We start from the raw sequence: 14,809 nt of genomic DNA on the forward strand, positions 1-14,809 counted from the left end.
GTGAACTAGCCGACCACCTCGCGGAGCGTGTCTTCGGCGTGGTGGCAGGCGCTGCGCCGGGGTTCGCCGCCGATCTCCCGCAAGCGGGGGACGTCGGCGCGGCACTCGTCGGTGGCCAGCCAGCAGCGTGGGTTGAACCGGCAGCCGGGGGGAGGGGAAAGCGGTGAGGGCGGTTCGCCGGCCAGCACCCGCCGCTGAGCCAGCCGGCCTCTCGCGGCGCGGTCCGGGGACGGCACGGCGGACAGCAAGGCCTGGGTGTACGGGTTGGCCGGGTGGTCGTAGATCGCCGCTGTGCCGCCGATTTCGGCGATGCGTCCGAGGTACATGACGGCCACCCGGTCGGCGAGGTGCCGCACGACCGACAGGTCGTGGGCGATGAAGACCACCGCCACCCCCAGCCGGGCGCGCAACCCCTCCAGCAGGTTGATCACCTGCGCCTGCACCGAGACGTCCAACGCGGACACCGGTTCGTCGCAGATCAGCACGTCCGGGTCGAGGGCGAGAGCACGCGCGATGCCGATGCGCTGGCGTTGGCCGCCGGAGAACTGGTGCGGGTACTGGCCCATCATGTCCGGGGACAGGCCGACGAGCGAAAGCAGCTCCGCGACTCGGTCTCGGCGCTGGGCACGCGAACCGCACCGGTTCGCCGCGAGTGGTTCGGCCACCACCTCGAGCACCGTCATCCGCGGGTCGAGAGACGAATACGGATCCTGGAAGATCATCTGCACGCCGTCGCGCAACCGCTTGCGGTCGCGACGGCGACCCGCCGTCACGTCCTGGCCGCGGTAGGCGAGCCGTCCGGCGTCCGGCTTCTCCAGGCCGACCAGCATCCGGGCGAGCGTGGACTTGCCACAGCCGGACTCGCCGACGATCCCGAGCACTTCGCCACGGCGCAGGGCGAGGCTCACGCCGTCGACGGCCGACACGTGCCGGCGGCGCAGCACCGAACCCGCCGGGAACGACCGGACCAGGTCCGTCGCGGTAAGCACGACGTCATCCGTTGCGGACATCGGGAAGCACCTCCGCTTCGTGGCAGGCGACGATCCGCCCACCGTGGTGTTCGGCCGGTTCGGGTCGTACCGCGGCGCACGCCGGGACCGCGCGGTGGCAGCGCGGGTGGAATGAGCAGCCCGGAGGCACCCGGCGCGGATCGGGCGGCGCACCCGGAATGGTGAACAGGTCTCCGCCGCGGTGTTCCAGCCGGGGCACCGACCGCAGCAACGCCTCGGTGTAGGGGTGAGCCGGGTGGGCGAGCACGGAGTCGGCGTCGCCCGCCTCGACGATGCGCCCCGCGTACATCACGGCCAGCCGGTCGGCGACCTCGCTCACGACGGCCAGGTCGTGGGTGATCAACAGAACGCCCATGTCCAGCTGCTCGCGCAGTGCTGCGAGGAGGTCCAGGATCTGCGCCTGCACCGTCACGTCGAGCGCCGTGGTCGGCTCGTCGGCGATCAGCAGCTCCGGCTCGAGCGCGATCGCCATCGCGATGAGGATTCGTTGCCGCATCCCGCCGGAGAACTGGTGCGGGTAGTCCTTGACGCGCGCTCGTGGATCCGGGATGCCGACGAGACCGAGCAGTTCGGCCGCCCGCTCCCGGGCCACTCGCCGAGAAGCTCCACTGTGGACCCGGTACAGCTCGCCGAGCTGGTCGCCGATCGTCAGCACCGGGTTCAGCGCCGAGAGGGCGTCCTGCAGCACGAGGCTCATTCGCGGGCCCCGCAAGGCTTCCAGTTCCCGGGCTCCGGCTACCCGCAGGTCGGTGTCGCCCAGCGCCAGTTCGCTCGCCGAGACCTGCGCGTCCGGGCCGGCGAGGCCGACGATCGCGCGAGCGGTGACGGACTTGCCCGAGCCCGACTCACCGAGCAGCGCGACCAGCTCGCCTCGTGGCACATCGAGGTCGACGTGCCGGACGGCCGGGACGGTCCTGCCCTCGAGGGTGAACGTCACGGAGAGCTCTCTGACCCGCAGCGCGGGCCGGACCAGTGTCTCCACCATCGCATCATCACCTGCCCGTGTTGCCTGAATGTTTCATTTCAAGTTCTGCGATGCCTAATTTCAACATCAACATTGACATTGGCGCCGAATATTGATGAGACTCTCCTTCATTCCCCAGCCCCAGTCAACTGTTCCGGACGGCCCGCCCCATCCCCGCGGGCCGTCCGGGGACGAGGAGACTCACGTGCTCGACCCCGCTCCCCGCTATACCGGCTACACCGCCTACGACTACTTGGAAGCCGGCAAGGACTACCGGGAAATCGCCTACGCGAAACAGATCGGCCGCGTCCCGGCCTACGAGGGTCTCGACCTCAGCACCGAGCAAGCCGAGCGCACTCGCCGGCTGCTGGCCGAGGAGACTGTGATCTCGCTGCACGAACACGTGCAGGTCTTCCCCGAGGACATGACCGACCTGCGTGAACACATCCGCCAGGGCCGGGAACCCACCGGCTACGAAGGATTGTCCCGGTCCGGTCTGACCGCGGTGTTCGACAACGGCATGGACGGCACGTGCTGCATCAGCTCCGACGCCGGCTGGAAGTACCAGGACGTGCTGTTCGATCTCGGCGTGCGGATGGCCGATCTGGCGCACCAGGACTTCGTGCTCAAAGCCGAGAGCCTCGCCGACATCGAGCGCGCCGGGGAAACCGGCCGCATCGCGCACATCTTCGCGCTTGAAGCCGCGACGCCGATCGAGAACGAGATCGACCGGCTCGACGTGCTCTACGGCTTCGGCGTCCGGCAGATGGGTATCGCCTACTCCGAGGCGAACCTGCTCGGCAGTGGCCTCAAGGAGCGCGGCGACGGCGGACTGACCTTCCTCGGCGAGCGTGCCGTCGAGCGGATGAACAAGCTCGGCATCGCCATCGACATCTCCCACAGCGGTGACCGCACAGGCCTCGACGTGATCCGCACGTCGCGGGTCCCGGTGTTCATCACCCACGCCGGGGCGCGTTCGGTGTGGCCGACCAACCGGATGAAGGACGACGAGACGATCAGGGCCTGCGCCGAGCGCGGTGGCGTGATCGGCATCGAAGCGGCGCCGCACACCACGCTGTCCCGTGATCACCCGAGGCACTCGCTCGAATCGGTGATGGACCACTTCACCTACTGCGTCGAGCTGGTCGGTGTCGACCACGTGAGTTTCGGCCCCGACACGCTGTTCGGCGATCACGTGGGGTTGCACAACGCCTTCGCGGCGAACCTTTCGCTCGGGCAAGCGCACGGGGGCGTCGAGTTCGACAAGGTCGAGTACGTCGACGGCCTCGAGAATCCCGCGGAAGGCTTCTACAACATCATCGGCTGGCTCGTCTCGCACGGCTACAGCGACGACGAGATCCGCAAGGTCGTCGGGGGGAACACGTTGCGGATCCTCAAGGAGGTCTGGGTCTGATGTGCCGCCCCCGCTCGGCGCTCGCCGCGGTGACGGCCCTCGCTGTCACCGCCGTGCTGACCACCGCGTGCGCGCCCAGCCCGCCACCGGCCGGCGGTGCCGTCTCCGACGCGACGCTCACCATCGCGACCACCACGGACGTGGTCAACTACAACCCGTTGATCGGCAACAGCCGCAGCGACTACTGGATCACCAACCTGATGTACCCGCACCTGCTGTCGATCGAGCCGAACGGTGCGAAGGGACCCGAGCTCGCCGAGAAGTGGGGATACACCAACGAGACCACCGGGTTCTACGAGATCAGATCCGGGATGAAGTGGTCGGACGGGCAGCCGCTGACCGCTAAGGACGTCGCCTACACGCTCAACGCGGTCAAGCACGACAAGCCCGCCGGCACGCTGTACGGTCAGCTCGCCAACTTCGACTCCGCCACCGCGGTCTCCGACACCCGGGTCGAGGTGAAGCTGACCCACCCCGACTCGTCGCTCATCCCGGAGGTCGGGTTCTGGGGCAACATCGTGCCGGAGCACGTGTTCGAGCCCGCCGGCTCGGTCGCCAAGTTCGCCAACGACGGGAGCAAGGGCGGCTGGGTCAGCGCGGGCCCGTACGTCCTCACCGGTGTCCAACGTGGACAGAGCTACACGATGAAACGGGTGGACGACTACCCGCTCGTGCCGGGTGGCAAGCCCAAGGCCGCGCAGATCGTCTACCGCGTCTACCCCGACGTCAACACCGAGATCCTGGCGCTGAAGAACGGCGACGTCGACGTCATCGCGAACTCGCTGCCACCGGCGCAGGTCAAGCAGCTGCAGAGCGCCTCGGGTATCAAGGTCGCCGAGGCGCCAGGGCTGGGCTACGCCCACCTGACCTACAACATGACCAAGCCCGACCTGGCGAAGAAGGACGTCCGCCTCGCGCTCGCGCACGCGGTGGACTACAACGCCATCCGGCGCGTCGTGCTCCAGGGCCAGGCGGTGTCGACCGGGTCCAGCCCGCTGATGCCCGTGCTGTCGGCGTTCTACGACAAGTCGGTCACCGAATACGAGTACAACCCGGGCCTGTCACGGCAACTGCTCACCCAGGCCGGCTACCAGGCCGACGCGAACGGCAACTTCCCGTTGTCGTTCCGGCTGATCTACTCGCTGCAGGACCCGGTGACCGCGCAGTGGGCGACACTCGTGAAGGACGGCGCGGCCAAGGCGGGCGTGACGATCCAGCTGCAAGGCATCGAACGCAACACCTACCTCGCGATGACCGACAAGGGTGACTTCGACATCTACGCCGGCAACTTCGCGATCATGGACGATCCGGCCACCAACATGTCGCTGGCCTACCTGCCCCAGGGCTCGATCAACTACTCCTACGTCGACGATCCGGCGCTGAACGCGCTGATCGACAAGGCCCGCGTGACGTTCGACCAGGCCGCGCAGGTGCCGTTCATGCGGGACGCGGCGAAGCTCGTGCACGACAACGTCTACGACAACATCATGTACACGCAGAACCTCTACCTGGCCTACCGCTCGGCCTGGAGCGGCTTCGTGGCCAAGCCGAGTGAGCTGCTGTCCATCGTCAACCCGATCTCGGTCGCGTCGGCGGCCAAGACGGGCTGAGGCGGGAGGCCCGGATGTCCCTGGTGCTGTTCGTGCTCAGGCGGCTCGGCCGCGGGGTGCTCACCATCTGGTTCGCGGTCACGATCACGTTCCTCCTGCTGCGCCTGCTGCCGGGTGACCCCGCGCTGGCCATCGCGAGTCCGAACATGACGCCGGCCATCCGGGCCGGCCTGCTCGCGCAGTACGGCCTCGACCAGGCGCTGCCGGTGCAGTACGTGAAGTACCTCGGCCAGCTCGTCCACGGCAACCTCGGCGTCTCCTTCAGCCAGAACATCGACGTCACCCAGGCGTTGCTGGACCGTCTGCCGTGGACGCTGCTGCTGGTGCTGTCGTCTCTGGTGGTCACCGTGTTCGTCGGCATTCCGCTGGGAGTCTTGGCGGCGGCGCGCTCCGGTGGTCTCGCGGACCGCGTCGTGCAGGTGGTCGCGGTCGCGGGGCAGTCCCTTTTCGTCCCGAGCGTGGGCATCGGGCTGCTGTACCTGTTCGGCCTGCGGCTGGGCTTGCTGCCCATCGGCGGGGCCTACGCGGACGGTGTCTACGGCGGCCAGTGGTACCTGAGTGTGGTGGCGCACCTGGTGCTGCCGTGCCTGTCGCTCGTGCTCGTCCAGCTCGGCCCGTACGTGCTGACGGTGCGATCGACGCTGATCGAGGCGCTCGGCGAGGACTACGTGACGCTGGCCCGTGCCAACGGCCTGCCACGGCGCCGGGTGTTGTGGAAGCACGCGCTGCGCAACGCCCTGCTGCCCACCACCACGCTCGTCGGCCTGCAGGTGTGCCTGTACCTGGTCGGCGGCGTGATCCTCATCGAAACGGTCTACGCCTACCCCGGCATCGGCCGCGGGATCTACGAGGCGGTGGTACGGCTCGACTTCCCCGTGCTGCAGGGCGCCTTCCTGTTGCTGGCCGCCGTGGTCGTGCTGGTCAACATGCTCACCGACATCGTCTACGGCGTCCTCGATCCCCGTGTGAAGGCGGCAGCATGACCACTTCCGCTCCTCCCGAAGCGACCCCGGTGGCACCACCGGCCGTGGTCGCCCCCCAGCGCGGCACCTGGTCCGCGTTCCGCCGCCAGCCGCTGGGCCTGGCCGCACTGGCGGTGCTCGTGCTGCTGGTGCTCGTGGCGGTCGCGGCGCCGTTGCTGGCCGGTTATCCGACCGGGTACGGGGACGCGGTGCTCGCGGCGCCGTCCGGTGCGCACTGGTTCGGCACGGACAGCCTCGGCCTCGACGTGTTCAGCGAGGTCGTGTGGGGCACCCGGCAGAGCTTGCTCGTCGCGGCCGCGGCGTCGCTGATCGCGATCGTGCTCGGCACCCTGCTCGCGGTCACGGGCGCGTACTTCCGCAAGCTCGACGTCGTGGTCAGCGTGTTCGTCGACCTGACGTTGTCGCTGCCGATCCTGCCGCTGATGATCCTGGTGGCGGCGCTGGCCGGGCCGAGCACGCTCACGATCATCCTGGTCATCGCGGCGTTCTCGTGGCCCGAGGTGACGCGAGTCGTCCGGTCACAGGCTCTCGCCACGGTGCGCCTGCCCTATGTGGACGCGGCGCGGCTGATGACCAGCTCGCCCGCGTGGATCGTGACCCGGCACGTGGTTCCGGCGGTGACCCCGTTGATCCTCGTTTCCGTCGTGCTCACAGCATCCCGGGCCGTGCTGACCGCAGCCGGCCTGGCCTTCCTCGGCCTCGGCGACCCGAACACGTGGTCGTGGGGCCGGATCCTCTTCGAGGCCCAGCAAGCCGGGGCCATGTCCACCGCGTGGTGGCTGCCGCTGTTCCCGTCGATCGCGATCTTCCTGCTCGTGCTCGCAGCGACGCTGTTGTCCACCGCGTACAACGACGCGCGCAACCCGCGCCGGAAGAAGATGTGAGATGACCTTCTCCCAGCGGCTCGAACCGGCCTTCTTCGCGACGGTCCAGGAGCGCGTCTGCGCTCGTGCGGCCGAGGCCGGTTTCGACGCGGTGCTCACCGATGACCCCGAGGACGTCGCCTACCTCACCGGGTTCTTCCACCACCCGTGCGAGCGCCCGGTCGCGGTCTGGCTGGACGTCGGCGGGCGGTGTGCGTTGCTGCTGCCCGAGCTGGAGCGCGAGCACGCGGAAGCACAGCACGCGGCCGCCGAGCTCGTGTCCTATCCGGAGTACCCCGGAGTGCGGCCGCCGTTCGAAGCGCTTTCCGAAGTGGTGGGCACACGGCGCCGTCGGGTGGGGCACACCACCGCGATCACCTGTCAACGGCTCGCCGCGGCGGCCGCGGCTCTTCCTCCGGCCGACTTGGCGCCGACCGACGTGGTGACCGTCGCCCGGTACGTCAAAACGGCCGAAGAGATCGCACTGCACACCGAAGCCGCCCGGATCACCGATCTGATGCTGGCGGCGGGAGTGGCGCTCGTGACCGACGCCGTCGGCGCCGGCGAACTCCCCAGCGAGGCGGAACTGGCCGCCCACGTCACGAGTGCCGGCACGGGCGCGATGTACGCCGAGCACACCGATGTCGTCGTGGTGTCGCCGCTCGCCGGCGGCCTCGTCTACGCGGGCGCCAACTCGGCGTACCCGCACGGCCTGCCCTCCGGTTACCGCCTCCGGCCCGGCGACACGTTCATGCTGTCGCTGGGCTGCGCGGTGGGCGGCCGGTTCGTCGAGGGTGAGCGGACGTTCGTGCTCGGCGAGCCCACCGCACAGCAGCGCCGCTACCACGATGTCGTGCGACTGGCACAGGAGAAGGGCGGTGAAGCGATCCGGCCCGGGGCCGAGTGCCGGGCCGCCAACGCCGCCTGCCTTGCGGTGATCCGCGACGCCGGGCTCGGCGGCTACCTGCGGCATCGCCAGGGACACGGCATCGGCCTCGGCATGCACGAACCGCCGTGGCTCGAGGACGGCGACCCCACGGTGCTCGAGCCGGGGATGATCGTGTCCAACGAACCGGGTGTCTACGTGCCCGGCCATGCCGGGTACCGCATCTCCGACAGCATGCTCGTCACCTCGGGGGGCGCCCGCCCGCTGACGTCCTATCCACGTGGTCTGGACGACTGCGTGATTCCCGCCTGAAGGAGTGATCGTGTTGGCAGACTCACCGGAATTCGCCGCCGCCACCACTGATGCCCGGCTCGTCGAGATCAACGGCAATCGGCTCGCCGTCGAGGTGCTCGGGCCGGCGGACGCGCCTGTGCTCATCGCCCACCACGGGGCCCCGGGTCTCGGCTCGCGCGCGGAGCCGAGGGCGAGTTTCGGCCGGCTGGCCGACACCTACCGTGTGGTCGTGTTCGACGCTCGCGGCTCCGGGCAGAGCGAAGGGAAGGGCACGTTCAGCCACGATCAGTGGGCCGCCGACATCGACGGGCTGCGCGAATGGATCGGCGCCGAGCAGATCATCATGGCCGGCGGCTCCTACGGTGGGTTCATGGCGATGGAGTACGCGACGCGCTACCCGGACCGCGTGCGCGCGATGGTGCTGCGCGACACCTCGCCGGACCACGCGCACGAGGAGAAGGCACTGGCCAACGCGCTGGCGTCGGCCAGGGTCGAGATCGACCGCGACAAGCTCGACCGGATTTTCGCCGGGGCCGTGCGCGACGACGGGGACCTGCGTGACTGCTGGCGCGAGATCCTGCCGCTGTACGACTACCACTACGATCCGGAGGCAGTGGAGCGGAAGGTGGCGGCGACGCCGTACCGGTACGAAGCGCACAACTACGCGTTCTCGGTGAACATCCCCGGTTACGATGTCAAGCCGCTGCTGCCGTCGTTGACGTGCCCGGTCCTCGTGACGGTGGGCCGCACTGACTGGATCACCCCGGTGGAGTGCAGCGAGAAGATCGCCGAGCTGATCCCGCACGCGCGGCTCGTGGTCTTCGAGCGGTCGGGACATTCCCCGCAGATCGAGGAGGCCGAGGCGTGGACGGAGGCGGTGCGCGCGTTCCTGGCGGAGACGTGCCCGGTGCCATGAAGCCGCTCGACGAGCTCAGCCGCCGGATCGTGGTCGCCCTCCAGCAGGACGGCCGCGCGAGCTGGACCAGCATCGCGGCCCGCTGTGACACGTCGGTACCGACGGTGTCCCGGCGCGTGCAGCAGCTGATGGACGAGAAGATCCTGCGGGTTGCCGTGATGCCCGCACTCGGCAGCACGGGCACGGTGGAGACGTTCTTCGTGCGGATCGGCTGCCGTCCGGGAACGCAGCTGCGGGTGGCGGAACAGCTCGTGGCCAGGTCGGACGTGCGCTGGGCCGCGCTGGTGACCGGCCGCTACGACATCGCCCTGGAGGTCGTGGTCGGCTCGGGGCCGACCCGTTACCCGCGGACGATGCTGGAGCTGCAGCGCATCGACGGCGTCGAGCGGTGGTACAGCGACCTGCTGCTGCACGTGTACAAGGTGTCGCACCAGTGGAGCCGCCAGCTGCTCGACGAGAGCGCGGTACCGGAGCCGGAACCGAAGCTCTGCTCGCCTGAGCACCTGGACGAAGTGGACTGGGCCATCCTCGACCTGCTGCACGACGACGGGCGAGCGAGCTTCAAGACCGTTGCGAAGGCGCTCGACCTCAACGAGAGCACGGTGCGCCGCCGGTTCGAACGAATGGTGGCCGATGGCTGTGCGACCGTGTCCACCATCGTGCCGGCTCCGGCGCTGGGCCTGGAGGCCGAGACGCTGCTGACGGTGAGCGTCGCGCCGGCGAAGCTCGACGAGGTGGCCGGCGCACTCGCACGGCACCGGTCGGTTCGCTATCTCGGCGCCACTCTCGACGGGAATTCGTTGCTGTGCGAAGTGATCGCGGACTCGACGCGCGGGCTGTTCGAGTTCACCACCGCGAGCCTGGCGAAGCTCGAGGGCGTGGTCGGCTGGAACGCGTCGGTCGAACTTCTGACGATGAAGCGCGGCTTCGTGGAGACGCCTTGGTGGCGCGGTCAGCTGGCCGACTACCGGAGCGACAGCGCCGACGAACTCGCCGCGCTGAGCCACCTGATCTCGAATTAGGCGGCTCAGCGCACAACCCCGCGTGCCTGCCGTGCGCGTACCGGCTCCGGAGTTCTCGCGGGAGCCCCTCGCTGCGGACGGGCACCGCGACCGGCGCCCGTCAGAAAGGGGCCCGGCCCGGTTCTGCCGGTGGAGTGCTGGCCGACAACGGTGGTGGGCCCCAGCCGGCGCCGGTGCCGTCGGTGTGTGCGACCCGGTCCTCCCACGGCAGCCGGTAGCGCCCGGCGGTGAGGTCGCGCATGAACGTGTAGGGACAGTCCGTCGCGCCGCCGGGGATGGCGCTGTAGCCGCGGTGGCCGAGTTGGTAGATGTTGTTCTCGACGCCCCACCCGGTGCGGGCGTCGACGGCGCGGGAGGGCACGACCTCCGCGGTGACGATCCGGTCGGGGAGGCCGTCGCCGTGGACGAGCACGGTGCCGTCGATGTCGCAGACCATGGCTTGGCCCTGGGACCAGATCCCGCCCGCGTCGGGCCCCGCCAAGCACACCGATGCGGTGTAGGCCAAGTTGTGGAAGGCGTTCGCCTGGTTCGTGATCTGCCACGAGTGCCGGATGGGGTACGTGTAGCCGGCGGTGCGCAGGATGACGTTCGCCCCGCGGTAGGCGGCCTCGCGGGCCATTTCGGGCAGCATGCCGTCGTGGCAGATGAGCAGCGCCAGGCGTGAACCGGCCGGTCCGTCGCACACGGGGACGCCGAGATCGCCGGGGTGCCAGGGTTCGGCGGGCACCCACGGGTGCATCTTGCGGTAGTAGAGCTTGGTCTCCCCGGAGGCGTCGACGATGACGCCGCTGTTCCACGGGGCACCGCGGGGGTTCCGCTCCATCAGCGAGAAACAACCCCACACTCCGGCCTCCGCGCAGGCGCCGGCCAGGAGCGTCATCTCAGGGCCGTCGAGATCGCAGAGCAGGCGCTCGTCCAACCAGGTGCCGGGGTCGAGCCCGTTGAGGCTGTACTCGGGGAAGACGAGCAGATCCAGCGAAGGCATGGCCTGCTTGGCCTTTCGCAGCTGGGCGGCCAGGCGCTGCGCCGTCACGGCGAGGTCGGCGGGCTCCTCGACGACGGGGACCCGTGCTTGGACCAACCCGAGAACCACGGCTCCCGGCGAGGGGTTGAGCCCGTCCAGCCCGGTCATGACGTGCTCCCGGTCGACGTGGCCGCGACGCAGGCCGGCCAGGAGCTCGCCCACGGCGCGGTCGCCTCGAAGGCGGCGGAGGCCGCGAGCACGGTCGCGTCGGCCAGGTGGCGGCCGACGATCTGCATGCCGACGGGGAGGCCGTGCGCGGTGAATCCCGCGGGGACCGAAGCGGCCGGTTGCCCGGTCAGGTTGAACGGGTTGAGGAATCCCAGCCAGGAGCCGGGACCGGTCATCCGGCCGTCGATCGAGTCAGGTCCTTGGAACCCGACGGGGAACGCCGGCACCGCGAGGGTCGGGGTGACCAGGAGGTCGTAGTCGCTCATGAAGCGCCACATCTGGTTGACCAGCCGTTTGCGGGCCGTCTGGGCTCGGGAGAAGTCTTCCGCGGTCCAGGGCCGCAGGACGAGCTCGACCAGGTGCGGTGACATCCGCGGACCGTGTTCGGCGACCATGGCGCGCATTCCGTCCAGGTCGGTGTCGTTGAACACCAGCGCCCAGAAGTGTGCCTGGGGGTTGGTGAGGCCGGGGTCGGCTTCGACCACTTCGCACCCGAGCCGGTCGGCGAAGACCCGGGCAGCGGCGCCGACGACGCGCCGTACCTCGGGGTCGACGGGAAGGTAGCCGAGGTCCGGGGCGTAGGCGACGCGCAGCCCCGAGAGGTCCGGATTCGCCGCGGTCGCGCGCCAGTCGACGTCGGCGGTCGGGATCGAGTGCCGGTCGCGCGGATCCGGGCCGGCGATGACCGACATCAGCAAGGCCGCGTCGTCGACGGTGCGGGTCATCGGCCCGATGTGTTCCAGCGTCTCCCAGCTGGACATGCCGGGGTAGCGCTCGTCACGGCAGCCCGGGTAGAGCGGTACGCGGCCCATCGACGCCTTCAGCCCGTAGACACCGCACAACGACGCCGGGATCCGGACCGAGCCACCGCCGTCGGATCCGAGCGCGAGCGGGACCATTCCGGTGGCGACCGCGACGCCGGAGCCGGCCGAGGAGCCGCCGGGCGTGCGGGTGGGGTCCCACGGGTTGCGGGCGGTGGGGGACACGGGGTTGTCCGCGACGGCGCTGAAGCCGAGTTCGGGCACGGTCGTCTTGCCGAGGATCACGGCATCGGCGGCGCGCAGGCGCTCGACCACGATGTCGTCCTCGTCCGGGATGAAGGTGGCGTAGGCGGGTGAGCCCGATCGCGTGGTGATGCCTCGCGTCGCGATCAGGTCCTTGATCGCCACCGGCACCCCGGCCAGCGCCCCGACCTCGTCGCCGCGGGCGAGCGCGGCGTCGATCTCGGCGGCCCGGGTGCGTGCCCCGGCCGCGGTGAGTTCGACGAACGCGTGCAGGTCGTCGTCGAGGGCCTGCACCCGATCGAGCGCGGCCGCGGTCACTTCGGCCGCGGACACTTCGCGGTCACGGATCAGCCGGGCGAGGACCGTGGCGGGGAGCCCGGCGAGCTCGGCTCCACTCCGGCCGGTGGGGTGCGCGGGCGAGGGGGGACTGAGAGTCATGTGGCCTCCTTTCGGATAGGTCAGACGCCGGATTCAGCGGCCTGTGCCGGTTCCGTGCTCCGAGCCCGCGATGGGGCCAGGGCTTCGATGACTGCGTACGCGATCGCGGTGACGACGATGCCGGCGCCGGCCTCGCACCAGGCGGAGACGTATTCGTGAACCGCGAACGCGCCCGCTGAGCCGAGGGCCCACGCGGCGAACGGTTCGATGCGCACCGCCCGGATCGCCCGGTTCCGGTGGCGGCGGGCGATGAGCTGGTCGCAGATGAGGACCGCGCCGATGGGCGGGACGAAGATCCCGAGCAGGTTGAGCCAGGTCGAGAAGTAGCTCCACACGCCGGCGAGCGCCGCGGCGAGCCCGATGACACCGAGGACGACGGTGAGCAGGCGCATCTTGGAGCCGGTCAGCTGACTCCAGCCGACAGCTCCGTTGTAGAGGCAGTGCGTGCACACGGAGCCGAGGTTCACGAACACGAAGATCACCGCGAGCGCCGAGAGCAGCGGGCCGTGCGAGGTGAGAATGGGCAGGAAGTCGCCGCCGTCGGAGGCCGGGTTGGCGGCGGCGCCTGCGGCAACGATCAGGCCGCCCACGAGCAACGCGATGAAGTTCGCGACCGGGAAGGCCGTGAACGCGGCCGCGACAGCCTCCTTTCCGGTGCGGGACCAGCGGGTGAAGTCGGCCGTCATGGTGCCGGAGTCGGCGAAGCCGGCGATGACGATCGTGATGGCCGCGCCGACGCTGAGCACCGTGGCGTTGCCGCTGCTGCCCGCATAGGAGGCGAACCCGGCCAGATGTCCATCACGCGCGGCGAAGACGAGCGCGACGACGGCGAGGACGACGAACAGCGGCGCGGCGATGATGCCGATGACGGTCAGCGCGCGGATGCCGACGAAGGTGATGGCGATGTAGAGCACCCCGGCGAGGAGGATCATCGACGGTTCGTTCCACCCGAGCGACGCGTTGAGCGTTGCCCCGGTGAGTCCGGTTTGGAACGCGAACCAGCCGATCACGACCGTGGCGAGGAACCCGGCGGCGACCTTGGCACCGGACCGGCCGAACGTCTCGGCGGCGGTGAGGGCGAAGTTCTTCCCCGAGTTGCCCGCGATGTAGGACAGGCAGCCGACGTAAGCGAGCAGGACGAGGTTGCCGACGACGATCGCCAGCATCCCCTTCCAGAAACCCAGTCCGTAGACGATGGTCCCGCCGAAGACGGCGTTGGTCAGGACCATCGGAAAACCGAACCAGACCGCGGAAACCGAGGCGAGGCTGCGTCGGTGAGTGCGGGGGACGGGTTCGTGTTCGAACTCCGATTCGAGGTGGTGCTCGGGCGCGCCGGGGGTGTCGGTGGTCATGGCGATGCCTCACTCCTGGTAGGGACAAGGGAGACGAACGCGGCGAAGGCGTCCGGGTGGGGCTAGGACGCCGGCAGCGCCGGGGTTCTCGGCCCGAGGTCGTGTTCCGGCAGGACGTGCTCGGGCGCTCGGGGCGAGAAGCCGGCCCTCGCCAGGTGCTGCCGGAGGCCCCGCAGGTAGCGGGGCGCGTCGGGGGTGTCGCTGTGCACGCAGACGGTGTCGATCCCGCCGAGTGCGCTGAACTCGGGACCGGTGAGCGCGGCCAGGGCCCGGGCGGCCGCTTGCGCCGGAGTACCGATGTCCTCGGGGGTCCGCCGGTACATCTGGACTTCGGTGCCCGCGTACGGGCGGTCGGCGAAGTACTCGCCGGCGAGTCGCAGGCCCGCGGCTCCGGTGGCCTCGGCCAGAGCCGAGCCCGGCAGCGCGTACACGGCGAGGGAACCGTCGAAATCCAGCACCGCCCGGCAGGTCGAGGCGGCCAGGTCGGGGTCGCGGTTGGCCATCACATACAGGGACCCGTGCAGTTTGAGGTGGTGCATGCGCGCGCCGGCCGCGCGCACGAACGCGTCGAGCGCGCCGAGTTGGGCCAGGCACAGGTCGTAGAGCTCGCCGGCGCTGGTCGGGATCTCGCGCCGCCCGAACCCCCACCGGTCCGCCAGTCCGACGTGGGCTCCGATCGCGACGTCGTGGTCCAGCGCGGCCCGGACGCTGCGGCGCATGGTCGCCGGGTCGCCGGCGTGGGCGCCACAAGCGATGTTGGCGGAGGTGATCAACGGCATCATCTCGGCGTCGGCTCCGTAGCGGTACACGCCGTAGCTCTCGCCGAGGTCGCAATTGAGGTCCAGGAATCGCGTCATGGTC

13 protein-coding genes are annotated in these 14,809 nt (G+C 69.9%); 7 read left to right on the forward strand and 6 right to left on the reverse strand.

Features of this window, described 5'->3' with window-relative positions; all coding sequences use genetic code 11:
* Positions 1–5 precede the first annotated feature (5 nt).
* Together ACIA77_RS30485 and ACIA77_RS30490 are read right to left on the reverse strand one after the other, a co-directional pair.
* A complete protein-coding gene (locus tag ACIA77_RS30485) occupies positions 6–1,010 on the reverse strand; it encodes an ABC transporter ATP-binding protein (RefSeq protein WP_395889446.1) in 1,005 nt (334 codons plus the stop codon).
* The gene (locus ACIA77_RS30490; RefSeq protein WP_395889447.1) at positions 994–1,995 is read right to left on the reverse strand and encodes an ABC transporter ATP-binding protein; all 1,002 of its coding nucleotides are present in this window, start codon (positions 1,993–1,995) and stop codon (positions 994–996) included. Before ACIA77_RS30490 ends, ACIA77_RS30485 begins: the two co-directional genes overlap by 17 nt.
* A gap of 184 nt (positions 1,996–2,179) precedes the next feature.
* Between ACIA77_RS30490 and ACIA77_RS30495 the strand changes: the two genes are divergently transcribed.
* The 7 genes from ACIA77_RS30495 to ACIA77_RS30525 are packed head-to-tail and all read left to right on the forward strand — an operon-like array spanning position 2,180 to position 9,962.
* On the forward strand, positions 2,180–3,388 hold the full coding sequence (locus tag ACIA77_RS30495; RefSeq protein WP_395889448.1) for a dipeptidase: 1,209 nt from the start codon (positions 2,180–2,182) through the stop codon (positions 3,386–3,388).
* Complete coding sequence (locus ACIA77_RS30500; RefSeq protein WP_395889449.1) at positions 3,388–4,998, forward strand: ABC transporter substrate-binding protein; 1,611 nt, start codon at positions 3,388–3,390, stop codon at positions 4,996–4,998. Before ACIA77_RS30495 ends, ACIA77_RS30500 begins: the two co-directional genes overlap by 1 nt.
* Positions 4,999–5,012: 14 nt before the next feature.
* Positions 5,013–5,981, forward strand: a complete 969-nt coding sequence (locus ACIA77_RS30505) for an ABC transporter permease (protein WP_395889450.1) — start codon at positions 5,013–5,015, stop codon at positions 5,979–5,981.
* Positions 5,978–6,865 (forward strand): ABC transporter permease, encoded by an 888-nt coding sequence (locus ACIA77_RS30510; RefSeq protein ID WP_395889451.1) that lies wholly within the window; start codon positions 5,978–5,980, stop codon positions 6,863–6,865. The genes ACIA77_RS30505 and ACIA77_RS30510 overlap by 4 nt, the downstream gene beginning before the upstream one ends.
* A gap of 1 nt (position 6,866) precedes the next feature.
* Positions 6,867–8,042 (forward strand): M24 family metallopeptidase, encoded by a 1,176-nt coding sequence (locus ACIA77_RS30515; RefSeq protein WP_395889452.1) that lies wholly within the window; start codon positions 6,867–6,869, stop codon positions 8,040–8,042.
* Between the two features lie 10 nt (positions 8,043–8,052).
* The gene (locus ACIA77_RS30520; RefSeq protein WP_395889453.1) at positions 8,053–8,940 is read left to right on the forward strand and encodes an alpha/beta fold hydrolase; all 888 of its coding nucleotides are present in this window, start codon (positions 8,053–8,055) and stop codon (positions 8,938–8,940) included.
* Positions 8,937–9,962 carry an Lrp/AsnC family transcriptional regulator gene (locus ACIA77_RS30525; protein ID WP_395889454.1) on the forward strand — a complete coding sequence of 342 codons (1,026 nt, stop codon included), beginning with the start codon at positions 8,937–8,939 and terminating at the stop codon, positions 9,960–9,962. The genes ACIA77_RS30520 and ACIA77_RS30525 overlap by 4 nt, the downstream gene beginning before the upstream one ends.
* A 100-nt stretch (positions 9,963–10,062) precedes the next feature.
* On the opposite strand, the gene ACIA77_RS30530 is transcribed toward ACIA77_RS30525, so the two are convergent.
* The 4 genes from ACIA77_RS30530 to ACIA77_RS30545 all read right to left on the reverse strand — a co-directional run bounded on the left by ACIA77_RS30530 (position 10,063) and on the right by ACIA77_RS30545 (position 14,805).
* On the reverse strand, positions 10,063–11,148 hold the full coding sequence (locus ACIA77_RS30530) for a formamidase (protein ID WP_395889455.1): 1,086 nt from the start codon (positions 11,146–11,148) through the stop codon (positions 10,063–10,065).
* Complete coding sequence (locus ACIA77_RS30535) at positions 11,091–12,596, reverse strand: amidase (RefSeq protein WP_395889456.1); 1,506 nt, start codon at positions 12,594–12,596, stop codon at positions 11,091–11,093. Before ACIA77_RS30535 ends, ACIA77_RS30530 begins: the two co-directional genes overlap by 58 nt.
* 20 nt (positions 12,597–12,616) lie before the next feature.
* Positions 12,617–13,948, reverse strand: a complete 1,332-nt coding sequence (locus ACIA77_RS30540) for a cytosine permease (protein WP_395889457.1) — start codon at positions 13,946–13,948, stop codon at positions 12,617–12,619.
* 62 nt (positions 13,949–14,010) lie between these two features.
* Entirely contained in the window at positions 14,011–14,805 is a 795-nt protein-coding gene (locus ACIA77_RS30545; protein ID WP_395889458.1) for a LamB/YcsF family protein, read from the reverse strand.
* Positions 14,806–14,809: the final 4 nt, after the last annotated feature.

The organism is Amycolatopsis sp. NPDC051903 (assembly GCF_044452505.1).
Classification (GTDB): domain Bacteria; phylum Actinomycetota; class Actinomycetes; order Mycobacteriales; family Pseudonocardiaceae; genus Amycolatopsis.